The organism is Allobosea sp. FW305-C-101 (assembly GCF_058783685.1).
In genome coordinates, this window is record NZ_JBYSYT010000003.1 from 433,080 (window position 1) to 456,767 (window position 23,688).

Consider the following 23,688-nt stretch of genomic DNA (forward strand, 5'->3'; position numbering starts at 1 on the left):
AAAATCGCAACGCTGCCAGTCGCCGCGACACCCCCGCCCGCGCTTGAGCGCCACTCACCCCACGTCTAGGCTGCCCTCGGTGGCCGCACGGCTGCCGCTTGCGCCTCCGCCCGGCGGAAGGCACGGATTCCTCTCCTGTCAGGCATTGGCTATGGCTTCCTCAGACGCACTCGCCGCGGTCTTCGATCATATCGAGTCGAACCGCAGCGCCTTCCTCGACCGCCTCATCGCGTATCTGCGCCATCCCAGCATCAGCGCCGAGAACATCGGCATCGCCGAAGTCGGCCTGCTGCTCGTCGATCTGCTCACGGAGATCGGCCTCGAAACCAGCCTGATTCCGACCGAAGGGCATCCGGTCGTTGTTGCGCGCTGGGAGAAGGCACCAGGCAAGCCGACCGTGCTGCTCTACGGTCATTACGACGTGCAGCCGCCGGACCCGCTCGACAAATGGGTCTCGCCCCCGTTCGAGCCGACGATCCGTGACGGCCGCCTCTATGCGCGTGGCGTCGGGGACAACAAAGGCCAGCATTTCGCCCAGATCCTCGCGATCGAATCCCACCTCAAGGTCCATGGCGAATTGCCTTGCAACGTCATCCTCGTGCTTGAGGGCGAGGAGGAGATCGGCAGCCCGAACATCGCCGGTTTCGTCCGCGCCAACCCGCATCTGCTGAAAGCCGACCTCGCCGTCACCGCCGACGGCCCGCGCCATGCCAGCGGCGCGCCGACCATCAAGTTCGGCTCGCGCGGCGTCGTCTCCTTCGACCTGCGCTGCCGCCATGCCAGCCGCGACGTCCATTCCGGCAATTTCGGCGGCGTCGTGCCGAACCCGATCTGGACGCTGGTCCATCTGCTCGCGACGATGAAGAACCCCGAAGGCGAGATCACCATCGAGGGCCTGCATGACGACATCGAGCCGCCGACGGCCGAGGAGCTGGAGGCGGTCGAGCGCCTGCCGCTCGACATCGAGGCCTTCAAGAAGGGCGTTGGCCTCACCCGCCTCGATGCGCCTGCGGACCGGCCCTTCTACGAGCGCCTCTGCTTCCGGCCGACGCTGACCATCAACGGCTTCCATGGCGGCTATGGCGGGCCGGGCACCAAGACCGTGCTGCCGAACGAGGCGCTGGTGAAATGCGACATCCGCCTCGTCGAGGCACAGGACCCGGAGGACATCCTGCGCAAGGTCCGGGCTCACGTCGAGAAGCACGCGCCGGAGGTCGAGTTCATCGCCGAGGAGAAGGGCATGCAGCCCTCCAAGACCTCGATCGCCTCGCCCTATACCGCGCCCCTGCGCCGCGCCTTCGTGGCGGCTCAGGGCGAGGAGCCCCTGCTGATCCCGGCCGGCTTCGGCAGCCTGCCGAACTACGTCTTCACCAAGATCCTGGGCATCCCCGCCTTCGTGACGCCTTACGCCAATCACGACGAGGCCAACCACGCCCCCAACGAGAACATGACGCTGGACTGCTTCTACAGCGGCCTGCGTACCGGCGCGGCCCTGCTGCACGAGCTCGGCCAGTTGGGGAAGGCGGACTGAGCGCTATCGAGCAGCCATAGCGGCCGTCATGCTCGGGCTTGACCCGAGCATCTCAGACCGAAAAGGGCACAGGACGGCTCTTCCGGCCTGAGATTCTCGGATCTCCGCTTCGCTGCGTCCGAGAATGACGGCTGGGTAATCAATACCGGGTCAAGCCCGAGCATGACGCCGCGGTTCAGGCGCAAAACCGGCAACCGTTACCGCCCCTTCCAGTTCGGCGTCCGCTTACCGAGAAAGGCCTCCATGCCCTCGCGGAAATCGGCGCTGGTGTAGCAGAGCGTCACGAGGTCGTGGCCGTCGATGCCCGCAGCGGTCGCAGTCGTCAGGCGGCGCATCGCTTCCTTGGTCGCGCGCATGGTCAGCGGCGCATGGCCGGCGATGGTGTCTGCCAGCTCGCGGGCCCGCCGCATCAGCGCCTCATGATCCGGCACCAGCTCGTTATAGAGGCCGATCCGCGCGCCCTCCTCCGCCTCGACCAGCCGGGCGGTGAAGACGATGTCCTTGACCCGCGCCGGGCCGAGAATGGCGTAGAGCCGCCCGTAATTCTCCATCGACAGGCAATTGCCGAGCGTGCGCGCGATCGGGAAGCCGAAGCGCGCGCTCTGCGTCGCGATGCGCAGGTCGCAGGCGAGCCCGATCGCCGCGCCGCCGCCGGTGAAGGCGCCGGAGATCGCAGCCAGCGTCGGCACCGGGCAGCTCTCGATCGTACCGATCACGGTCTCGATCCGCTCCTCATAGGCCAGCGCATCCTCGGCGCTGGAGAAGGCGCGGAACTGGGCGATGTCCGTGCCGGCCGCGAAGGCCTTGTCGCCCGCCCCGGTCATGACGATGACGCGCGGATCGCCATGGGCGGCCGGGTCGCGGCAGATTTCGGCGATGCGCTCGTACATGGCGAAGGTCAGCGCGTTGCGCGCCTGGGGCCGGTTGAGCGTGATCGTGCCGACCCCGCCCTCGACCGCATACAGGATTTCGTCGTTCACGCGGGTCTCCGTCAGATCACGCCATCGGCCCGCAAGCGCGCGAGCCCGGCTTCGTCATAGCCGAGATCGGCCAGGATCTCGTCATTATGCGCGCCGGCCGCAGGCGTCGGCGTCGCGACATCGGCGGGCGTGCGCGACAGCGTCACCGGCTGGCCGATCAGGCGGATATCGCCGAGCTCGGGATGGCTCACCGGCTTGGCGATGCCGAGATGGCGCACCTGCGGGTCCTCGAACATCTCGTCGACCGCATAGATCGGCCCGGCCGGTACGCTGTTGTTCTCCATCGCCTCCAGCCAGTCGGCACTGTCCGCTGCCGCGAAGATTTCCTCGATCAGCTCGCGCAATTCCGGCCGGCGGGCGAAGCGCTTCTCCGTGCTGTCATAGCGCGCATCGGTGCCCCATTCCGGCCGCCCGATCGCCCGGCAGAACGAGCGCCACTGCTCCTCGCCGCCGACGCCGAGATTGATCGCGCCGTCGCGCGTCCGGTAGACGCCCATCGGCGTCTGGTAGGGGTGGTCGTTGCCGGATTGCGGCGGCACCGAGCCCTCGACGAGATAGCGCGCGGCCTGGAAATCCATCATCGCGATCTGCGCTTCGAGCAGCGAGGTCTGCACCCACTGCCCCCGCCCCGAGACCGCCCGCTCCTGCAGCGCGACCAGCGCCCCGACCGCGCCATAGAGCCCGGCCGAGGAATCGGCGAGCGCGATCCCGGCCCGCACCGGCCCCTGGCCGGGCAAGCCGGTCACCGACATCATCCCGCCCATGCCTTGCGCGATCTGGTCGAAGCCGGCGCGCGTCCGGTACGGGCCGGACTGGCCGAAGCCGGAGATCGAAACGAGGATCAGACGCGGATTGCGCGCATGCAGCGTCTCGAAATCGAGCCCGAGCCGCTCCTTTACGTCCGGCCGGAAATTCTCGACGACGAGATCGGCCTCGTCGACGAGCTTCATCAGGATCGCCTTGCCCTCGGGCGTCTTGAGGTTGAGCGCCAGCGAGCGCTTGTTGCGATGCAGGTTCTGCATGTCGTAGCCGAGGCGCGGCCCGCTCATGTTCTCGTTGGGATCGAGCCCCGGCGGGCTCTCGACCTTGATCACGTCGGCCCCGAAATCGGCGAAAACGCGCACGCAGGTCGGCCCGGCCCGCACCCGCGTCAGGTCCAGCACCTTGAGCCCGGCAAGCGCGGTGGACGGTCTCGGCTGCGGCATCTCTGTTCGCTCCCTCTCGGAGCGAACTATCCGGTACGGTACGCGGCGCGGTCAATGGCAGCGCGCATGCTGCATGCAGGAACGAGGCGCATGACGAACCCCTTTGTCATTCCGGGGCGCGCCGCAGGCGCGAACCCGGAACCCACGACTGGGTGAGACATGATGTGCTCGGTTGCGAGCCGCTCGCCCGGTCGTAGGTTCCGGGTTCTTCGCTACGCGAAGCCCCGGAATGACAAAGGGAGAGACTCGAAACCGCTGCGGTTTGGCGCCTGCGCGGCTAAGCCACCACCCGCGCCGCATCCCGCACCGCCGCCAGCGTCGCATCGACCACCGTCGCATCATGCTCCGACGACACGAACCAGGCGCCGCGCTCCAGCACGCGCACGCCGCGCTTCAGCAGTTCATGGGCGAAGCGGCTATAGGCGACCTTGTCGGCGCGCGCGACATCCCGGTAGTTCCGCGCCGGCGCATCGAGCCCGAAGGCGACGTGGAACATCAGCGGGAAGCCGGCGACCTGCGCCTTGATGCCGGCTTCCGCGAGAATGGTGCGGATGCCGTCCTGCAGGCGCTGGCCGTGGACGGAGCTGCGTTCGTAATGCTCCGGCGTCAGCGCCTTCTGGGTCGCGACGAGCGCCGCCATCGCCACCGGCTGGGCATTAAAGGTGCCGCCATGCAGCACGCCGTCGGCGAAGAGGTCGAGCAGGTCGGCCCGGCCCGCGATCGCCGCGACCGGGAAGCCGTTGGCGATCGCCTTTGCCATCAGCGTGAGGTCGGGCGTCACGCCGAAGCGCTCCTGCGCCCCGCCGCGCCCGAGCCGGAAGCCGGTGATGACCTCGTCGAAGATCAGGATCGCGCCATGCTTGTGGCAGGCGGCGAGAGCGCCTTCCAGATAGCCCGGCGCGGGCGCAATGGCGCCCTGGTTGCACATCGCCGGCTCCATCAGCACGGCGGCGACATCGCCCTTGGCGAGCCGGGCTTCCAGCGCCGGGAGGTCGTTCCAGCCGAGGATCGAGAGCCCCTCGCCCGCTTCCGGCTCCTGGCCCTTGCTGCCAATCACCGGCGTCGGTGCGTCCTCGGGACCTGCCGCGTTCAGCCCCGGTGCCGTCGACCACAGGATATTGTCGAACCAGCCGTGATAATGCCCCTCGAACTTGACGATGGTCCGCTTGCCCGTGGCCGCACGCGCCAATCGCATCGCCGCCTGCGCCACCTCCGAGCCGGATGAGCCGAAGCGCAGGCGCTCCGCCGAAGGAATGCGCTCGCAGATCAGTTGCGCGGCTTCCGCCTCGACCGGCATCTGCCCGGCGAAGAGAATGCCCTTCTCGGCCTGCCGCTTCACAGCCTCGATCACCGGCGCGGGCGTATGGCCGAGCACGGTCGCGCCCATCCCGCAGTAATAATCGATGATCCTGTTGCCGTCGGCATCGATGAGATAGGCGCCCTCGCCGCGCTCGAAGACGAGCGGGCCGGGCTGCATGCCCAATCGGAAATTGCTGTTCACGCCGCCGGCGATGAAACGCGCATTCGCCGCGATCTGCCGGGCGGATTCGTCGAAGCGCAGGGCGCCCGCCTGCTGGCTACCATTGCCTGTCACTGCGTTGCCTCCTGCTGTTGTCCCCGACCAGACCAGAGCGCTCGCACCGCGTAAAGGAACAGGGGTTTCGCCTTGCGGAATTCGCATGAGTTGGCCATGCTGCTTATCAAACGAGCCCGACCACCGGAGCGGCGATGCCCAGGAAAACCGACAACCCTTATGTCGTGCAGCCGGTGATGAAGGCGCTGAAGGTGTTGGAGCTGGTCGCGCGTCACGGCCACGAGATCGCGCTCACCGCCGTCAGCAAGGAACTCAAGATCCCGAAGACGACGACCTTCCGCTATCTCCAGACGCTGACCGCCGCCGGCTTCCTCGACCACAACCGTGCGACCGATCGCTACAATCTCGGGCCGCAATTGCGCGCCATCGCCCGCGCCGATGCCAGCGTCAGCAAGGTCCGCGAGCTCGCCCGCCCGGCGATGATCGAGCTGATGCAGGAGTTCAACGAGACCGTGAATCTCGCGGTCAAAGGCAACGGCACCGTCGTCTATATCGACCTGATCGAGGCCAATCGTTCGCTCAGGATGCAGGCCCGCATCGGCGAAAGCCACCCGATGCATTCGACCGCACTTGGCAAGGCGATCCTCGCCTTCCTGCCCGAAGCGGAGCGGCAAAGGCAGCTCGACCTGCCACTGACCGAACGCACCGGCCGCACCTTGCTTGAGCGCGAGGAGATCGAGCGGCAGCTCCGGCAGGTCGCCCGCACCGGCTATGCCACGGAGATGGGCGAGAACGAGGACGGCGCCATGTGCGTCGGCGTGCCGATCCTCGACGATAACGGCTATCCCGTCGCGGCGCTCAGCGTCTCGGCGCCGCTGATGCGGATGCCGCATTCGCTGGCGGCCAAGGTCGGCACGCGCCTGCGCGAGGTCGCGACGGGCATCTCGACCCATCTCGGCTCGCGGCCTACGGCTGATCTGCGCTAAGGCGCTCATCGGTATTCGATCCGCGGGTCGATCCAGGCATAGAGCATGTCGACCGTGAGGTTGATCAGCATGTACGCGACCAGGATCACCAGGATGCAGCCCTGGATCAGCGGGTAGTCGCGGGTGCTGATCGCCTGGATCAGCAGGCGCCCGAGGCCCGGATAGGTGAAGACCGCCTCGGTCACCACGGCGCCGCCGATGAAGTTCGCCATCATCAGGCCGACGATGGTGACGAAGGGCAGGAGCGCGTTGCGCATGATGTGGAAGCCGACGATGCGGTTCTCCGGCACGCCCTTGGCACGCGCCGTGCGGACATAATCGGCCCGCGCCTCGCCGATCAGCGACGCCTGCAGGAACCGCGCGAGGATGCCCGAGACATAGGTGCCAAGCGTGATCGCCGGCAGCGCCAGGCTGCGCAAAGCATCGACCGGGGACTCCCAGAACGGGACATGGCGCGAGGCCGAGGGCAGCCAGCGCAATTCCACCGCGAAGAGCAGGATCAGCAGGATGCCGAGCCAGAAGGTCGGCACGCCGAGCGCCAGCGCGCTCCAGCCGCTGAGCAGGCGATCGAGCCAGGAATTCGCCTTCACGGCGCTCGCGATCGCGACGGGGATGCCGATGACGAGCGCGACGAAGATTGCCGCCAGCGCCAGTTGCAGCGTCGCCGGCAAACGCTCGCCGATCAGTTGCAGCACCGGCTGGCGGCTATGCAGCGAGAGCCCAAAATCGCCTGTCGCCGCCCGCCCGAGCCAGTCGGCGTATTGCACGACCATGGGCCGGTCGAGCCCGTAGCGCTGGATCGCGGCCGCGATCTCCTCCGGCCCGGCATTCTCCCCGACGATCACCGCGACCGGCCCGCCGGGCACCGCATAGATCATCGCGAAGATCGCGAAGGAGGCGATGAGCAGCACCGGCAGCATCTGGAACAGGCGGCGCAGGACATAAGCCGTCATCGCCGGCCCCCGATCGTCTCGCCGCTGGCATCGGTCTCGTCGCGGTCGAGGATCGCGGTCAGCGCCCGGCCGATCGTGTCGAGCGACAGGATCGTCAATGTCAGCACGATGCCGGGCAGCACCGCATAGGTCGGTGCCTCGTAGAGATAGGATTTGCCGGTGCGCAGCATCTCGCCCCAGCTCGGCGTCGGCGGCGGCACGCCGACCCCGAGGAAGGCGAGCGCGGCCTCCAGCAGGATCGCGATCGAGGCCAGCACGATCGCCTGCACCACCAAGGGGCTCAAGGCGTTGGGCAGGATCGTCCGGAACATGATGTAGCCGGGGCTTCCGCCGAAGGCGCGCACCGCCGTGACGAAATCGAGCTGGCGCAAGGCCATGACTTGCGCCCGCGCGATGCGGGCGAAGCCTGGAATGCCGGCGATGCCGACTGCGATCAGCGCCGCCCCCTGACTGCGGCCGAGCACGGCGATCAGCGCCATCGCGAACAGGATGTTCGGCAGCGCCAGCAGCACATCGATGCAGCGCATCAGCAGGGAATCGCGCCAGTCACCGTAGAAGCCGGCGGCGAGCCCGATCGGCACGCCGATGAGCGCTGCGATGACGACCGCGCCGACCGCCGTCAGCAGCGAGGTCCGCGCCCCATAGATCACGCGCGCCAGGATATCGCGGCCAAGCTCGTCGGTGCCGAACCAGTTCTCGGCCGATGGCGGCAGCAGCGAGGCAGCCACGCTCTGCGACAGCGGATCGAAGGGGAGCACGGTCGCGAAAGCCGCCGCGAGCGCCACCAGCGCAAGGAAGCCGAGTCCCAGGGCGGCGCCGCGCCGGGCCAGCAGCCGGCGCAGCAATCCCTTAATCCGGGCCAACGTCTCCGTCATCGCCGGGCGCCGCGCTCGCGCCGCCCGGCGCCGTCAGGCCGCATCATTTGAAGCCGATGGTGCGGGCGACGAAGAGATTGTCGATATCGAGCGTCACGCCGCCGATCTTGTCGGAGGCGACGATCAGGCCGACATCGTAGGAATTGGTGGGGATGCCGAAGGCCTCCTCGACCATGACCTTGTTGAGGTTGTCATAGGCTGCCTTGACCTCGGCCGCTCCGCCCGAGGCGGCATCGACCCGGGCGATCGCCGCGACATAGTCGGGATGCGGATGCGGGTCCTTCAGCACCGGATTGCCCGAGGTGCGGTAGATCGAGTTGGTGGCGACGCGCGACGGGAATTTCTGGACATTGCCGACGGCGCCGAAGGTCGCCGCGAAATCGCCGCCGAGCAGCGCGGTGACGTATTCCGCGCCCTGCCGCATGTCGAGCTCGACGGGGATGCCGATCTTCTGCAGCGAGCCCTGCACGATCTGGCTGATCGCCACCGAGGACTCGTCGCTGCCGTTGACCAAGAGCTTCCAGTTCCTGGTCTCGTCGGCGGAAAGGCCGGAAGCGGCGATCAGCTTCTTCGCCTTCTCCAGATCATAGGCATAGGTCGCGTTGTAGCTCTCGTCATAGGCCGGGCTCGCCGGCGCCCAGGGCAGCGCCACGACCTTGCCCATGCCGGCATAGCCGACGCGCAGGATGCTCGCCCGGTCCATCATATGGTTGAAGGCCTGCCGGAACGCCTTGTTGCGGAACGGCCCGCGCGTCGAGTTGATGCGGAAGACCTGCACCAGCGGCCCCGGCCCGGCGAAGACCTGGAAACCGGCATTCTTGAGCCTGACCGCGCTGCGCGAGGAGCCGTTATAGACGATGTCGACGGCGCCCGATTCCAGCGCCGCGCTGGCGGACGCATCTTCGCTGAACACGGTGAAGACGAGGTCCTGTACGATCGGCTGCTTCTCGCGCCAGTATTTCGGGTTGGCCTTGAGCGTCAGGCTCTGGCCGACGGCGCGGTTGACCAGCGTATAGGGTCCGGTGCCGGCCGGCACGGTCTCGACCGTGTCGATGCCCTTGGGGTCGATCGGCAGCAGGAACTGCAGCAGGTCGAGGATTTGCCGCTCGGGCACCGGCGCCTTGAAATTGATCGTCACCGTGGAATCGTCCGGCGCCGACCAGTCCTTGACGATCGACATCGTCGGGAAGACGTTCTTGCCTCGCTTGGGATCGGCGCCCTTCTGCAGGGTCGCAAGCACGGAATCCGCCTTGAACGGCGTGCCGCTCTGGAAGGTCACGCCGCTGCGCAGCTTCAGCGTCACCGAGGTCTTGTCCGGGGCGATCGTCCATTCCGTCGCCAGGCTCGGCTCCGGCTTTCCCTCCGGCGTGTATTCGATCAGGCTGTCATAGAGGTTCTTGATGACGTGGAAATTCACCGTCGAGAGCTGCTGCGGATCGTAATTCGCCAGCTCGCTCAGCACGGCGACGCGCAGCCGCCCGCCCTTGAGCTGCTGAGCTGCGGCCGGCAAGATCCCCGCGAGGGACACACCCGCCAGCGCAAGGCCGGCCATGCCGAATTGACGTCGCGACAGCTTTGTCATCGCTTTCCCCTTTGTTGTGCCTGGTTTCGTCTCAGCGCGCCCCCGCTCCCGGCTGGGACGAATGCGCCCGCCAGTCGCTTATTGTCTCCAATGGATAGACCGGGCGCGGAATCCGCTGCCACGGCAGGGTGAACACATCCGATTGCCCCGGACCGCGCGTATCGGCGCGGACGAGCCCGGAGGCGATGCGGTCGAAATACTGAAAGTTCGAGGCGGTCTTGAGCACCGCCATCTTGTAGTCGGAGAGGTCGATGCCGAAGGCCTCGTAGACATCGGGCACATTGCCGGCGACGCCGCGCAGTTCCGAGATCAACAGCGTCACGGGTCCGACATCGAAGACCGCGACGCGGCCCATGTCGACCTCCGGCTGATGGTTGAAGTTGAGCGGGATCGAGCCGCCGCCGAGCTTCCTCACCTTGCCCGTCACCGTCAGCGGCTTGAAGAAGGCCGTGGCCGCGTCACCGCCAAGCGGCAAGGTCACCTCGGCGCCCTCGCCTGCCGCCGTCAGCGTCGCCACCGCCTTAGGCGAGATCAGCGGGATGAGCGCCTTGCTCCTGATGCCGAGCCGCAGCATCGCTTCCAGTAGCAGGTTGCTGTCGCCGGCCGCTCCGCCAAAGACGGTGTCGCCGGTATCGCTGAGCACGACCATGCCGCGCTCGGCCCCATCGGCTTTGCGCACGGCATCGTCGATGGAGACCGCCTCGCGCACCTGAAAGTCGTCGCGCATCGACCAGGCGAGATCGGCCAGTTCGTCCGCCAATTTCTCTGCCAGGGCCTGGTCGCCATCGGTGACGACGATCGTCGACCAGCCGCCTTCGGCGACGTCGAGCCAGGGCTGCATCGGGTAGTTCGAGGCCTGCAAGACGCGCCGGTCAGCCTCGATGGCGCGAGCCCGGTCGAACCAGATCTTCATCGGCCCTTTCGAGGTCAGGAACTGCTCCTGATGCGACAAGAGCGGAATCTTGCGCCAGGCCATCACCGGCCGGCACCTCTCGGTCAGGATACGCAGCAGCACCTCGGTGCCGACCTTGCCAGTGTCGAACACGTCATGCGGCTGCGTGCGGTGCCCGACGATCGCCGTGCAATTGGCCATGATCTTGTGGGTGACATTGGCGTGGTGATCGAGCCCGAGCAGGATCGGCACGTCCGGCCCCAATATCTTCCGGCAGAGTTCGGCCTGCTCGCCCTCGACATCGTCGATGCCCTCGGCCGCGCAGGCACCGTGCAGATGCAGGACGAGCCCGTCGATCGGCCCGACCGTATCGAGCCCGGCCCGGATCTTCGCCTGGAAGAAGTCGAAGGCCTCGCGCGAGATGCGCCCGCCCGCCACGGCCCAAGCGCGGATGATCGGAATCGTCTCGATTGCGAGCCCGCTTTCCTTCACCGCCGCGTAATGCCCGCCGATCTGGCCGATCTCGCCGAACTGCCGGGCGATCTCCTCGCCCTCGACGAGGCCGAACGTCTCGAAATCGGCGAGCGTCGTCAGCAGCGGATTGAAGTCGTTCGTCTCCTGAACGATGTGGATCAGCGCCAGACGCACGGGCATCCTCCCGGATTGCGACCGCTGCTCCGGCCAATGCCGGGCGAAGCGGTTTGTCGACTTCAGGGCATCGCGTTGGGCTGCATTCCAGTCGAACAGCAGCCCGGCCTCATCGTCAAAAGCGTAGTTGCGTCAGATATTTCGCGTCAAGGATTGGATGTTCCACCTGAAGGAACAGGCGCGCGTCAGCGTCTTTTGGGGAACTCAGCCCTCATCCTGAGGAGCGCTCGAGACGCAGCCTCCGGATAAGGGCTGTGATGTGGAACCCAGCCTTAGAAGTAGGTCCGGATGGCGCCAGTGATGGTCCAGTCGTCGTCGACCAGCATCAGCACCGCCCATTTGTCGAAGGTCGTGCAGGGATGGCCGATGCCGAAGGCGACCATGTCGCCGACCTGCAGCGGGCTCTCCTCCGGCGTGCCGAGATGGCAATGCTGGTCGTTGAGCCCCAGCACCGTATGGCCGGCCGGCATCGGCTCCGGCCGCTGCATCGCCCCGCCCGGCCGATACCAACGTAAGGGCACCGGCATGCCGGAATCGAACGAGATATCGCGCTTGCCGACGGTGAGCAGGCTGCGCCCCCGCTCCGGCCGCGACTGGACATAGGCCCAGACCTCCAGCGCCGGCTCCAGCCCGCCCGGCGGCAGCTTCAGGCTGGTCTCCAGCGTGATCCGCCGGAACGCCGCCGAATAGACCGTGGAATCATGCGTGAGGTAGCAACCGGAGCGCAGAACCTTGATGATCGGTCGCTTGAAGGCGGCCGCATTGAAGGCCTCGCCGACCCGGTCGAACAGCGAGGTTCCGCCGGCCGAAAGCACTATCGGGTCCGGCCCCAGCAACCCCTCGCCCTCCGCAGCCGCAGCGACCCCAACGACCTCACCGAGCAGCCTGTCGGCATTGGCGGTATCGCTGTGCAAACCCTCGAAGCATTCGAATCCGGCGAGCCGCAGGCCCGGCGCACCCGCCACTGCCCGCGCTACGGCCAGCGCCTCCTCTCGGGTCCGCGCACCGGTGCGCCCGCCCATGAAGCCGATCTCGACGAAGATGCGTAGCGGATTGGCGCCCGCGTGGCCCCTCGCCGCCTCCGCCAGGAGGCCGATCCCGGCGACGCTGTCGGCAAGGCAATAGAGCTCGAAGCCGGGTTCCCGCAGCGCCTCGAAACAGGCCGCCACCTCCTGCCGCCCGACCGGCTGGTTGGCGAGGATGACGCGCCTCACGCCGAAATGTCGGGCGACGGCCAGTTGCTGCATCGTCGCGACGGTGATCGCCCAGGCGCCGTCGGCGATCTGGAGGTCGAAGAGCTGCGGCGCCATCGTCGTCTTGCCGTGCGGCGCGATCAGCAGACCATTCGCGGCGCTGAACGCGCTCATCCAGGCGCTGTTGGCCTTGAGCACGCTCTCGCGGATCACGGCGAGTGGCATCGGCAGGTCGCCGGCGAGCACGTTCCAGCCCTGCTTGCCGACATCGCCCAGCCTGAGCGACGCGCCCGGCGGCAGTCCCTTCACCAGCACATCGAGGCGCTGGTCCTCGATTTCGCGGAGCGACAGGCGCGGGAGCGGAGCGGAAGCAGTCACAGCCATGGATTCGGGTCCAGCGGAGAGAAGGGGCGTTTCACCTTGGTGTAGGGGATCTTGCTCGCATCGGGCGGGTAGGGTCCACCGCTGTCGAGATAAAGCACCTGTGCCGCGATCGGCGCGAAGGCAGCGTGGAAATGGTTGGAGGATTTCACCACCACCACCTTCTTGGCGCCCAGCTCGATGCCGAGATCGGTGAAGACCGGCGGGCTGAAGGTCTGTGCCCGCGTCGAGGCCAGCACGATGTCGAGCTGGCCGATCCGGATCGCCGCAGCAGGCCCGAGCGAAACCCAGCTCTGCGCGAACGGGATCAGCAGGTCCCCGGTTGTGCCCGTAACCGTCACCACCGCATCGATTGGCCGGCCCGAGGATGGCGCAGCCTTCCCAATGAAGCGCAAGGGAATCTCGGCGCCGACGCCGGCCGCTCGACACAGGCTCACCGCGACCGGATCCCATAGCGCGCCGATCGCAGCCGGCACATCCGGATGCCGCAGCAGTGCCTCGACCATCACCGAGGAATCGCCGGCGACCCCGCCGCCCGGATTGTCCCAACGATCGGCCAGCACCACCGGCTTGCCGGGCTGCGCCAATTCCAGCGCCGCCGCGATGCCCTCCTCGGGCTTGTAATGCTTCGGCGAGGCGCCCTGCCCCCAGCGCAGGATTTCGAGGCCGAGCCGTTTCGCCAGCGCGGTAGCTTTCGCCCCGTCACCATCGGCGATGACCAGCACCTTGGTGCCGACATCGGCGACATCGGCCGCCTGGAAGCCATGCGCGACCGAGATCGAGAGGATATCGTCCTTGCCTTCCATCGCCAGGAGCCGATCGACGAAGCTACGGCCGGGCTCGCGGCTGGTCATGAAGGCGGCGAGCCCGTGGCAATCGAACACGGCGCTGACCGGTTTCACCTGCTTGCGCGCGGTCTTGAGGCACAATTCCAGCAGATCCTCGGCGCGGGCCATGAAATCCGTATGCGGGAACTCCTTGAAGGCGACGATGATGTCGGCGCCCGCGACCATCTCGGCGGTGAGATGGCAATGCATGTCGAGTTCGACCCCGACCACGCAATCCGGCCCCGCCAGCGCCCTCACCCGCGCGATCAGGTCGCCCTCGCAATCGTCATAGCCGCGCGCCACCATCGATCCATGCAGGCCGAGCAGGACGATGTCGACCGGCAGCGCCGCCTTGAGCTGATCGAGGATTTCGTCGCGCAGGCTCTCATAGCCCTCCTGCGAGACGAGGCCGGCCGGCTCCGCCCAGGTCGCCGTGCCCTCGACCAGCTCGTAGCCCTCGCTGGCGGCACGGCGGCGCGCCGCGACAGTCGGCGCCGAGCAGAGCGTCGGCGTGTCCGGATGCGTGCCGGGCAGGCAGTAGAAGGCCCCCTCGAAGGCGCTGCGATCGACGAAGAGCGGCGCGAAGGTGTTGGTTTCCGTCGCCAGCGACGCTGTGAAGACGCGCATCCGCATGTTCTCTCGATCAGGCGCGGCAGTGGCCTCTTCGGGCTGCCGGCCGGCCTCATGAAACGAGGTCGGGGCGCGGCCTGTCAAAGCACCCGCGTTCCCTACAGTGGAACAATGCAGGCTTGATCCGGAACAGATCGGCGGCCGAGATGAATGCATCCTGCGAGCAAGGAGCCCCAGCCGATCATGTCCCGCCGCCGCATCCTGCTCGGATCGCTCTTCCACGAGACCCACAGCTTCGTCGACGAGACGACGACGCTCGCCGACTTCAGCATCCGCAAGGGCGCGGAGCTGCTGGCCCGCCGCGGCGACGGCTCGACGGTGGACGGCTTCCTCGAAGTCGCCGAGGCCGAAGGCTGGGAGGTGCTGCCGACGGTGGACTACACCGCTCTGCCCGCCGGCACGGTCGATCATGCCGTGTTCCGGCGTTTCCTCGCGGAGTTCGACGCCGGATTGAAGCAAGCCCTCGCGCGTGGCGGCCTCGACGGCATCTGGCTCGCCCTGCACGGTGCCATGGTCACGACCGAATGCCTTGATCCGGAAGGCACGCTCCTCGCCCATATCCGCGCGGTGCCCGGCTGCGAGACCTTGCCGGTCTTCGGCGTCTTCGACCTTCACGCCAATTTCACCGCGGCGATGGCCGAGAATGCCAACACCCTCGTCGCCTATCGCGAGAACCCCCATACGGACGCGCGCGAATCTGCCGTGCGATCAGCCAGGCTGCTGGCGCGAGCGCTCGCGCGCGGCGAACGGCCCCGCATGCTCTCCTGCAACGCCCCAGTGATCTGGCCGCCGACCGGCACCGGCACCGCCGATCGGCCGATGCGCGATCTGGAGGCGCTGGCGCGCCGGATCGAGCAGGAGAACCCGGATATCTGGGTGGCCAATGTCGTCGGCGGCTATTCCTTCTCGGATGTGCCCGAGGCCGGCGTCGCCTTCGCGGTCGCCTTCAACGGCCCGGAAGCTCCCGCTCGCGAAGCGCTGGAGCGCCTGTCCGCGACCGCTACGGAACTGCGCGAATTCGGCCTGCCGGCGGAATGGGACATCGACGAGGCCGTGGCCGAGATCCTGCGCTCGGAGGGCGGCCCCTATATCGTGGTCGAACCGGCCGACAATATCGGCGGCGGCGCACCGGGCGACTCAACCTCGGTGCTGCGCGCCTTTCTGCGCCATGGCGTCGGGAACTGCGCGGTCGCCATCGCCGATCCCGCCGCCGTCACCGCCATGGCCGGCGCCAGGCCCGGCGAGACCCGCAGGCTCTCGATCGGCGGCAAGGGCAGCGCCATCGCCGAAGGTCCGGTCGAGATCGAGGCCAGCTTCGTCAGCGCCAGCGACGGCGAATTCGCGCTGGAAGACCTCAACAGCCATCTCGCGGCCTCGCAGGGCTCCCGCTTCAGCATGGGTCCGTGCGCTGTGGTGAAGGTCGAGGGCGTCACTGTGCTTTTGAGCAGCCGCAAGACCCCGCCATTCGATCTCGGCCAGCTCCGCTCGCAAGGCATCCATCCGGAGACGCTGAAGGCGATCGGCGTCAAGGCGGCGGTCGCGCACAGGCGTGCCTATGACAAGATCGCCAAGGGCAGCTTCGCCGTGGCGACGCCCGGCCCCTGCACCAGCCGGATCGCCGGCCAGCCCTACAAGCGCCTGCGCCGCCCGGTCTTCCCGCTGGATTGAGGGCCGCGCCGGCCCCGTCATTCTCGGGCGAAGCGAAGCGCAGACCCGAGAATCTCATGACGAAAGGGCGCAAGGAGCCTCCTCCGGCCTGAGATGCTCGGGTCAAGCCCGAGCATGACGCACATGCACCCAAGGTGCATTTTCCCTCTTGAACCTGAAGTGGCTACAGCTTGTAGAGAGATGTCCCGTAGCGAAAGAGAGACGGAGACACGTCATGGCCGCCCGCCCCGAAACCACAGCCCAGACCCTGTCCTGGAAGGTCGGCGGCATGGATTGCGCGAGCTGCGCCGCGAAGATTCGCGGCGCGGTGGAACGCCTGCCCGGCGTCAGCGACGTCAAGCTCTTGGTGATGTCGGAAACGCTGACGCTCGCCCTCGACGTCGGTGCGACCACGCCGGAAGCCATCGAGAAGCGCGTGAACAGCCTCGGCTACACCACGGCCGCATTGACGGCTCCTGCTTCCGCGCCGCCCGCCGCGAAGCAGGACGCTTGCGGCTGCGGCCATGATCACAGCAGCCACGCCCACGACCATAGCGGTCATGCCCATGATCACGACAAGCATGAGCACGGCGACGCCTGCTGCTCGGGCGCTGCGCATGGTCACGATCACAAGCACAGCCACGATCATTCGGGCCATTCCCACGCCGGCCATGACCACGCCCCGAAGAGCGCCCAGCCGGCCACCGCCGCGAAGGACCACGACCACGGCCTGCCCGGCCATGTCCATGAGGCCACGCCCGATGGCGCGAGCTGGTACGAGACGGCCAAGGGCCGCCTCGTCATCGCGACGGGCCTGGTCCTCGGCGCGGCCTATGCCGCGGGCGTGATCTGGCCGGGCATCGGCCACCCGGCCTTCATCCTGGCCTGTATCGTCGGCGTCGCCCCCGTTGCGAAGCGCGCCTTCGCGGCGGCCCGCGCCGGCATTCCCTTTACCATCGAGATGCTGATGACGATCGCCGCCATCGGCGCGCTCTTCATCGGCGCCGCCGAGGAAGCGGCGCTGGTCGTCTTCCTCTTCGCGGTCGGCGAGGTGCTCGAAGGCGTCGCAGCCGACCGCGCCCGCGCCTCGATCCGGGCGCTCGGTGATCTCGTCCCCAAGACCGCCATCGTCGAGGAGAACGGCGCGACCCGCCAGGTCGATGCCGCGAGCCTCAGGATCGGCCAGACCGTGCTGGTGCGCCCCGGCGACCGCATCCCGGCAGATGGCGAAATCACCGACGGCACCTCCGGCATCGACGAGAGCCCGGTCACCGGCGAATCCGTGCCCAAGACCAAGGGCGTCGGCGAGCCCGTCTATGCCGGCTCGGTCAACCGCGAGGCGGCGCTGCGCGTGCGCGTCGACAAGGCGGCCGAGGACAACACCATCGCCCGGATCATCCGTCTCGTCGAGGAGGCTCAGGAGGCCCGCGCCCCGACCGAACGCTTCATCGACCGCTTCTCGCGCTGGTACATGCCGGCGATCGTCGGCCTCGCCGTGCTGGTCGCGCTGGTGCCCCCGCTCCTGCTCGGCGCCGAATGGTCGGTCTGGATCTACCGGTCGCTCGCCCTGCTGCTGATCGGCTGCCCCTGCGCGCTGGTCATCTCGGTGCCCGCCTCGATCGCCGCCGCCTTGTCGGCCGGCGCCCGCCAGGGCCTGTTGATGAAGGGCGGCGTCGTCATCGAGACCGCCGCCAAGACCGGCCTCGTCGCCTTCGACAAGACCGGCACCCTCACCCAGGGCAAGCCGCGCGTCACCGATGTCGTGGCGCTCGCCGGCAGCGAGGCCGAGGTGCTGGCCTTCGCCGCCGCGGTCGAATACGGCTCGTCGCACCCGCTGGCCGAGGCCGTGCTGGAGCGCACCCGCACCGACGGCATCGCCTACAAGCCCGCGACTGAGGCAGCAGCGCTGGCCGGCCAGGGCGTCACCGGCAAGGTCGATGGCCGCGCCGTCTTCGTCGGCGCCCCGCGCCATGCCGAGAGCCGCGCGCCGTTCGACAAGCGGGCCCGCGTCACGGCCGAGGAGCTGGAGGCCGCCGGCAAGACCGTCGCCGCCGTCATCGTCGATGGCGCGCTCGCCGGCTTCATCGCGCTGCGCGACGAGCCGCGCGAGGACGCCGCGGCAGCCATCGCCGAGCTCAAGGCCATGGGCATCCGCTCGACCATGCTGACCGGCGACAATGCCCGCACCGGCGCCGCCATCGCCGCCGGCCTCGGCATGGAGCACAAGGCGGAGCTGATGCCCGACGACAAGGTCGCGGCGATCAAGGCCTTCTCCGGCGAGACGTCGGTGATGATGGTCGGCGACGGCATCAACGATGCCCCTGCCTTGGCCGCCGCCAGCATCGGCATCGCCATGGGCTCGGGCACCGATGTCGCGCTGGAGACGGCGGACGGCGCGGTGCTGAAGAGCCGCGTGCGCGATGTCGCGGCGCTGATCCGGCTGGCACGCGCGGCGATGGGCAATATCCGCACCAACATCACGATCGCGCTTGGGCTGAAGGCGGTGTTCCTGGTCACCAGCGTGCTCGGCTATACCGGCCTCTGGGTCGCGATCCTCGCCGATACCGGCGCGACCGTGATCGTCACGGCCAACGCGCTGCGGCTCCTGCGCTTCGACGCCGGCAAGGTGAGCTGACCAACAGATCGAAAAAACGAGGCCGGTGGCAGCCGGCCTCGCACATGCGTCTCACACACGGATATCGGCGAGCGCGCCGGTCTTCTTCGCGCTCTCGCCCTTGGCTTCCATCTGCTTCAGCATCTCGTCGCGGATCTTGCTCATGACGTCGGCCTTGGCTTGCGCGTCGAGCTTGTTGAATTCCTCCTCGCTCATGCCGAGCTTGGCGAGGAGCGCGGCCTGAACCCGCTCCTCCGGCGTCATCCGCGCGATCTTCAGGAATTCGGCTTCTGTCGAGGACGAGGAGGCAGAGGACGAGGCGGAAGCGCCGCCCCCCTGCTTCGAATCCTCATCGGCGGCCTGTGTGGCGGCGTAGGCCTTCGGCAGGTTGACGGGCCAGTTCGAGGTCGAGAATGAGACGGTCATCGCGCGCTCCTTTCTGTTGACCACCGGCAGGCAAGCTCCGGGCCGCGGTGGAGCAGCGAAAAACCGCTATTGATTTCAACGAACTGGCTGATATCCGACTCAGATACCGGCGGGCCATCGACCGTCGAATCGGCAAGTTCTGCCCGGCAAGCGCTGCCGCACGCGGAGTATTTCGAGTCGTGCCGCCGATCTCCGCTGCGACCCGGCATCGCAGCCGCGCCGCTCCTGCTGCAACGCAAAATTGCCTTGCCGCAAGCGCTCGCCATTTAGCAACTGCAACATGCCCACTTAATAGGCAATCATTCTCGCAGCCACCCGTCCGGGCTGACGAATGCACAATTCGAAGGCTGTCGATTTCCTCAATTTCGCCGCAAGCGTTACGTTCAGCGCAGAACGATCCCCCGAAAATGACCGGAACCTTAACTCGTCATGCGTTGAAAGCATATCGGAGCTGACGACGTGCCCCTGTTGGAAGCAGGCTGTCCGGTTTATATGCAGTGCACAACGAAATTATCGCTGTGGGCACCGCCCCGGTCCGGAATATCGCTAAGGAAAACCACCATGTTCGTCACCATGATCGCTGCCAAAATCCGCGCCTACCTCCGTTATCGCGAGACCGTTCGCGAGCTCTCCCGTCTGACCGACCGCGAGCTCGACGATCTCGGCCTGTCGCGCTCGGAGATCTCCTTCATCGCGCGTTCGCACGCTGCGGCCTGAAGGCTTTGGAATAAGAACCGCCGCGCACAGGGTGCGGCGCGTTCCGTGTAGTTTCTCCTGAGGCTCGTGTTTCCCCTCCCCTCGAGCTTCGGTCGAAGAGCGAATGCCCGCCTCACGGCGGGCATTTTGCATTTCAGGCCGCCTGTCCCTTGACCTGCGGCCCGGCTGCGGACACATCCGCAAGCCATGGAACCCGTTCATATCATCGGCGGCGGTCTCGCCGGCTCCGAAGCCGCCTGGCAGATCGCCGAGGCCGGCATCCCCGTCATCATCCACGAGATGCGGCCCGTTCGCGGCACCGACGCCCACAAGACGGAAGGGCTCGCCGAGCTCGTCTGTTCGAACTCCTTCCGCTCCGACGATTCCTCCAGCAATGCCGTCGGCCAGCTCCACTGGGAGATGCGCCGGCTGAACTCGCTGATCATGGCCAAGGGCGATGCCCATCAGGTCCCGGCCGGCGGCGCGCTTGCGGTCGACCGTGACGGCTTCTCGCAGGCGGTCACCGCGGCGCTCGAAGCGCATCCGCTCGTCACCATCGATCGCGGCGAGATCGCCGGCCTCCCCCCGGCCGAATGGGACAATGTCATCATCGCCACCGGCCCGCTGACCTCGCCCGCGTTGGCGCAGGGCCTGCAGTCGCTGACCTCCGAGGACGCGCTCGCCTTCTTCGATGCGATCGCGCCGATCGTCCATTTCGATTCGATCGACATGGACCAGGCCTGGTTCCAGTCGCGCTACGATAAGGCAGGGCCCGGCGGCACCGGCGCTGACTACATCAACTGCCCGCTCGACCGCGACCAGTACGAGGCCTTCATCGACGCGCTGCTCGCTGCCGAGAAAACCGAGTTCAAGGAATGGGAGGGCACGCCCTATTTCGACGGCTGCCTACCGATCGAGGTCATGGCCGAACGTGGCCGCGAGACCCTGCGCTGGGGCCCGATGAAGCCGGTCGGCCTGACCAACAAGCACAACCCGACGGTCAAGGCCTACGCCGTGGTCCAGCTCCGGCAGGACAACGCGCTCGGCACGCTGTTCAACATGACGGGCTTCCAGACCAAGCTGAAATATGGCGAGCAGGCCGCGATCTTCCGGATGATCCCCGGCCTGCAGAACGCCGAGTTCGCCCGGCTCGGCGGCATCCACCGCAACACCTACCTGAACTCGCCGAAGCTGCTCGACGAGCGCCTGCGCCTCAAGGCCGACACGCGCCTGCGCTTCGCCGGCCAGATCACCGGCTGCGAAGGTTATGTCGAGAGCGCCGCGACAGGCTTGCTGGCGGGCCGCATGGCCGCAGCCGAGCGGCTCGGCCGCGACCTGCCGATGCCGCCGGCGACGACGGCGCTGGGCGCGCTGGTCAACCACATCACCGGCGGCCATATCGTCACCATCGACGAGGGGCCGCGCTCCTTCCAGCCGATGAACATCAATTTCGGGCTGTTCCCGCTGATCGAGGGCGTTGCGACCACCGGCCCCGACGGCAAGCGCCTGAAAGGCCCGGCCAAGAGCCTCGCCCGCAAGCAGGCACTCACGGCGCGCGCCAAGCAGGTCATGGACGAATGGGCCGGCGGCGTCGAGGCGAAGGCGGCGGAATAGGCAGCTCTGCCGTCATTCTCGGGCGAAGCGAAGCGCAGACCCGAGAATCTCTGGCAAGAGAAGGCTCTGGAGCCTCCATGTCATGAGATGCTCGGGTCAAGCCCGGGCATGACGCACCTTACCGCTTCCGTGACGCCCGCCAGAGCACCCACTGCCGGCGCCAGGCCGGCAGGGTGATGATGGTGCGGTAGGGGTCGTAACCGCCCACCTCCATCCGCTTGAGATAGGGCTCGACCAGCGCCACCGGCAGGAAGGCCGGCCTCAACCCGGCTGGAATCGTCTCGCTGAGGCTGGTCAGCTTCTTGAGGTGGCCGCGCGCGATCTCGCGCAATTCCTTCAACGTATAGAGCACGCCCGGCCCGCCGCGCCCGCGCACGATGTCGTCGCGCGTCACGCCGTTGCGGGCGAGGATGTCGGCCGGCAGATAGACTTGCCCCTCCGCCGCATGCCAGGGGAAGGCGCGCATCAGCCCGGTCAGCGCATAGGCGACGCCGGCATGGCCGCAGGCCGTCGCCCCGCCGGGATCGCGCCCGCCGGCCAGGATGATGCAGGCAAGCCGCATCACGGCACTCACCGTCTCGCCGGCATAGCCCTCCAGGTCGCGCAGGGAGGGCATCGGGTCGTCATAGAGGTCGAAGATGCGCGCATCGATCAACGCGGTCAGCGGCGCGACCGGCAGGCGATAACGCCTGATCGTGTCGAGCAGGGCCGCAGCCACCGGATGGGCCTGCGTTTCGCCGCCAGCTTGTCCCTCCAGCACGTCGCGCCACCATTGCAGGCGCACCTCGCCCGGCAGCGGCTCGCTGACCAGCGCCCTGACCCGCGCGATCTCCAGGCTGAAAGCATAGAGCGCATAGAGCGCCACCCGGCGATCCTCGGGCGCATAGAGCCCGGCGATATAGCGGTCCTGATCCTGCTCGCGGACCAGTGCGGCGCAATGGGCATAGGCCTCCGGCAGGCGCGCCGGCGCGGTCTCCCTGCGGTCGTCGGTTTCGGTCTGCGGCATCGTTCCGCCCTGGCCCGTCATCATTCGCCCTCGGCCCAAGCCCAGTCTAGGCCAAGCGCGGCGTCCTCGCTACGCGCCGCTCACATGGCCGGCTCACGAAGCGGTCCTAATCGACCGCGATCAGCGCCGCCGCCACCCGTCGGTCCTCGCCGACGAGGACATTGTAGGTCCGCGCCGCCGCGCCGGTCGCCATGCCCTCGACCGCGATCCCGGCCTGCTTCAGCGGATCACGCAGTGCGGGCGGAATGAAGGCGATGTCCGCGCCCGTCCCGATCAGCAGGAAATCGATCGCCCCGGCCTCGTCGAGCACCGGTTGCAGGCTCTCGATCGTGACCTCTGAAAAGCGCGTCACCGGCCAGATGCGGATGCCGGCCGGCGTCGCGATGATCGAGCCCTTGTGGCTCATCTCGGCGAAGCGGAACCCGCCCGCGCCGATGGCGTCGAGCGGGAAACGGCCGGGAACGAAGCCCTCGAAGCGCGGCACGGCCGCGATCAGGCCTTCGCCTTGGCGGCGGAAGCCTTGGCGGCCCGCGCCGCTTCCTGCGCCTCCTCGCGGGCGCCAGCCGAGCGGACGTCCATGTAGAGCAGCACGGGGGTCGAGACGAACATCGCCGAATAGGTGCAGACCACGACGCCGAACAGCATGACCAGCGCGAAGCCCTCGATCGCCGTGCCGCCGAAGATCACGAGCGCCAGCAGCGACAGGAAGGTCGTGGTCGCCGTCATCGCGGTGCGCGACAGGGTCGAGTTCACGGAGAGGTCGAGCAACTCGGCCACCGGCATGGTCTTGTAGCGGCGCAGCAATTCGCGCGTGCGGTCGAACACCACGACGGTCTCGTTCAGGGAATAGCCGACGATGGTCAGGATCGCCGCGATCGAGGTCAGGTTGAATTCGAGCTGCGTGATCAGGAAGAAGCCGATCGTCAGCACGATGTCGTGCAGCGTGCCGAGGATCGCGCCGATCGCCAGCGGCATCTCGAAGCGGAACCAGAGATAGATCAGCACGCCGACGATCGCGAGCACGACGCCAAGCGTGCCGGCCTGCACCAGCTCGCCCGAGACGCGGGGCCCCACGGTCTCGACGCGGCGGAACTCGTAGCTGGAGGCGAAAGCCTCACGCGCCTTGACCACGACGGCCTGCTGCGCCGTCTCGCCGCCCGGCTGCATGCCGAAGCGCATCGAAACCTCGCCGCCCGAGCCGAATTCCTGCACCTCCGCCTCGCCGAAGCCGAGCGCGTTGGCGGTGTGGCGGATCTGGGCGATGTCGACGGCCTGCCCCTTGGTCTGCATCTCGATCAAGGTGCCGCCCTTGAAGTCGATGCCGAAATTCAGGCCTACGGTCAGGAACAGCACGATCACCAGGATCGAATAGGCGGCCGACAGCGGGTAGCTGAAGCGGCGGAACCAGACGAATTTGAACTTGGTGTTGTCCGGAACGATACGAAGCAGGCGCATGGCCAATCTCCTG

At 67.6% G+C, this 23,688-nt stretch carries 19 protein-coding genes; 6 read left to right on the forward strand and 13 right to left on the reverse strand.

The features are described from left to right. Positions 1 to 151 precede the first annotated feature (151 nt). Entirely contained in the window at positions 152 to 1,531 is a 1,380-nt protein-coding gene (locus AC3WMA_RS16780; RefSeq protein WP_492286506.1) for a M20/M25/M40 family metallo-hydrolase, read from the forward strand. A gap of 197 nt (positions 1,532 to 1,728) precedes the next feature. Here AC3WMA_RS16780 and AC3WMA_RS16785 read toward each other — a convergent pair whose 3' ends face one another. The 3 genes from AC3WMA_RS16785 to AC3WMA_RS16795 all read right to left on the reverse strand — a co-directional run bounded on the left by AC3WMA_RS16785 (position 1,729) and on the right by AC3WMA_RS16795 (position 5,310). Next, complete coding sequence (locus AC3WMA_RS16785; protein ID WP_492286507.1) at positions 1,729 to 2,511, reverse strand: enoyl-CoA hydratase/isomerase family protein; 783 nt, start codon at positions 2,509 to 2,511, stop codon at positions 1,729 to 1,731. An 11-nt stretch (positions 2,512 to 2,522) separates the two neighbouring features. After that, a complete protein-coding gene (locus tag AC3WMA_RS16790; protein ID WP_492286508.1) occupies positions 2,523 to 3,716 on the reverse strand; it encodes a CaiB/BaiF CoA transferase family protein in 1,194 nt (397 codons plus the stop codon). 277 nt (positions 3,717 to 3,993) lie between these two features. After that, positions 3,994 to 5,310: an aspartate aminotransferase family protein gene (locus tag AC3WMA_RS16795; protein ID WP_492286509.1), complete on the reverse strand. Its 1,317-nt coding sequence runs from the start codon at positions 5,308 to 5,310 to the stop codon at positions 3,994 to 3,996. Between the two features lie 134 nt (positions 5,311 to 5,444). On the opposite strand from AC3WMA_RS16795, the gene AC3WMA_RS16800 reads away from it, so the two are divergent. Continuing rightward, on the forward strand, positions 5,445 to 6,236 hold the full coding sequence (locus tag AC3WMA_RS16800) for an IclR family transcriptional regulator (RefSeq protein ID WP_492286510.1): 792 nt from the start codon (positions 5,445 to 5,447) through the stop codon (positions 6,234 to 6,236). A 5-nt stretch (positions 6,237 to 6,241) separates the two neighbouring features. Here the strand turns inward: AC3WMA_RS16800 and AC3WMA_RS16805 are convergent, their stop codons facing one another. The 6 genes from AC3WMA_RS16805 to AC3WMA_RS16830 form a co-directional block, all read right to left on the reverse strand. Further along, a complete protein-coding gene (locus AC3WMA_RS16805) occupies positions 6,242 to 7,189 on the reverse strand; it encodes an ABC transporter permease (protein WP_492286511.1) in 948 nt (315 codons plus the stop codon). Continuing rightward, the gene (locus tag AC3WMA_RS16810) at positions 7,186 to 8,064 is read right to left on the reverse strand and encodes an ABC transporter permease (protein ID WP_492286512.1); all 879 of its coding nucleotides are present in this window, start codon (positions 8,062 to 8,064) and stop codon (positions 7,186 to 7,188) included. Before AC3WMA_RS16810 ends, AC3WMA_RS16805 begins: the two co-directional genes overlap by 4 nt. A 43-nt stretch (positions 8,065 to 8,107) precedes the next feature. Further along, positions 8,108 to 9,646: an ABC transporter substrate-binding protein gene (locus AC3WMA_RS16815; protein WP_492286513.1), complete on the reverse strand. Its 1,539-nt coding sequence runs from the start codon at positions 9,644 to 9,646 to the stop codon at positions 8,108 to 8,110. Between the two features lie 31 nt (positions 9,647 to 9,677). After that, complete coding sequence (locus tag AC3WMA_RS16820; protein WP_492286514.1) at positions 9,678 to 11,186, reverse strand: M81 family metallopeptidase; 1,509 nt, start codon at positions 11,184 to 11,186, stop codon at positions 9,678 to 9,680. 272 nt (positions 11,187 to 11,458) lie between these two features. Then, entirely contained in the window at positions 11,459 to 12,763 is a 1,305-nt protein-coding gene (locus AC3WMA_RS16825) for an alanine racemase (RefSeq protein WP_492286515.1), read from the reverse strand. After that, entirely contained in the window at positions 12,754 to 14,214 is a 1,461-nt protein-coding gene (locus AC3WMA_RS16830; RefSeq protein WP_492286516.1) for a M81 family metallopeptidase, read from the reverse strand. Before AC3WMA_RS16830 ends, AC3WMA_RS16825 begins: the two co-directional genes overlap by 10 nt. A gap of 186 nt (positions 14,215 to 14,400) precedes the next feature. Here AC3WMA_RS16830 and AC3WMA_RS16835 point away from each other — a divergent pair, with 186 nt between their 5' ends. Both AC3WMA_RS16835 and AC3WMA_RS16840 read left to right on the forward strand, forming a co-directional pair. Next, a complete protein-coding gene (locus AC3WMA_RS16835; RefSeq protein ID WP_492286517.1) occupies positions 14,401 to 15,885 on the forward strand; it encodes a M81 family metallopeptidase in 1,485 nt (494 codons plus the stop codon). A 214-nt stretch (positions 15,886 to 16,099) separates the two neighbouring features. Then, positions 16,100 to 18,499 (forward strand): heavy metal translocating P-type ATPase, encoded by a 2,400-nt coding sequence (locus AC3WMA_RS16840; RefSeq protein WP_492286518.1) that lies wholly within the window; start codon positions 16,100 to 16,102, stop codon positions 18,497 to 18,499. Between the two features lie 51 nt (positions 18,500 to 18,550). On the opposite strand, the gene AC3WMA_RS16845 is transcribed toward AC3WMA_RS16840, so the two are convergent. After that, positions 18,551 to 18,904, reverse strand: a complete 354-nt coding sequence (locus tag AC3WMA_RS16845) for a hypothetical protein (RefSeq protein WP_492286519.1) — start codon at positions 18,902 to 18,904, stop codon at positions 18,551 to 18,553. Positions 18,905 to 19,465: 561 nt separating this feature from the next. Between AC3WMA_RS16845 and AC3WMA_RS16850 the strand changes: the two genes are divergently transcribed. Continuing rightward, the gene (locus tag AC3WMA_RS16850; protein ID WP_082009515.1) at positions 19,466 to 19,621 is read left to right on the forward strand and encodes a DUF1127 domain-containing protein; all 156 of its coding nucleotides are present in this window, start codon (positions 19,466 to 19,468) and stop codon (positions 19,619 to 19,621) included. A gap of 186 nt (positions 19,622 to 19,807) precedes the next feature. Further along, complete coding sequence (gene trmFO, locus AC3WMA_RS16855) at positions 19,808 to 21,214, forward strand: methylenetetrahydrofolate--tRNA-(uracil(54)-C(5))-methyltransferase (FADH(2)-oxidizing) TrmFO (protein WP_492286520.1); 1,407 nt, start codon at positions 19,808 to 19,810, stop codon at positions 21,212 to 21,214. A 118-nt stretch (positions 21,215 to 21,332) separates the two neighbouring features. Here trmFO and AC3WMA_RS16860 read toward each other — a convergent pair whose 3' ends face one another. The 3 genes from AC3WMA_RS16860 to secF form a co-directional block, all read right to left on the reverse strand. Beyond that, positions 21,333 to 22,220, reverse strand: coding sequence for a phytoene/squalene synthase family protein (locus AC3WMA_RS16860; protein ID WP_492286521.1), 888 nt, complete (start codon positions 22,218 to 22,220; stop codon positions 21,333 to 21,335). 106 nt (positions 22,221 to 22,326) lie between these two features. Further along, positions 22,327 to 22,704, reverse strand: a complete 378-nt coding sequence (locus AC3WMA_RS16865; protein ID WP_492286522.1) for an Mth938-like domain-containing protein — start codon at positions 22,702 to 22,704, stop codon at positions 22,327 to 22,329. An 8-nt stretch (positions 22,705 to 22,712) separates the two neighbouring features. Beyond that, positions 22,713 to 23,675: a protein translocase subunit SecF gene (secF, locus tag AC3WMA_RS16870; RefSeq protein WP_492286523.1), complete on the reverse strand. Its 963-nt coding sequence runs from the start codon at positions 23,673 to 23,675 to the stop codon at positions 22,713 to 22,715. Positions 23,676 to 23,688: the final 13 nt, after the last annotated feature.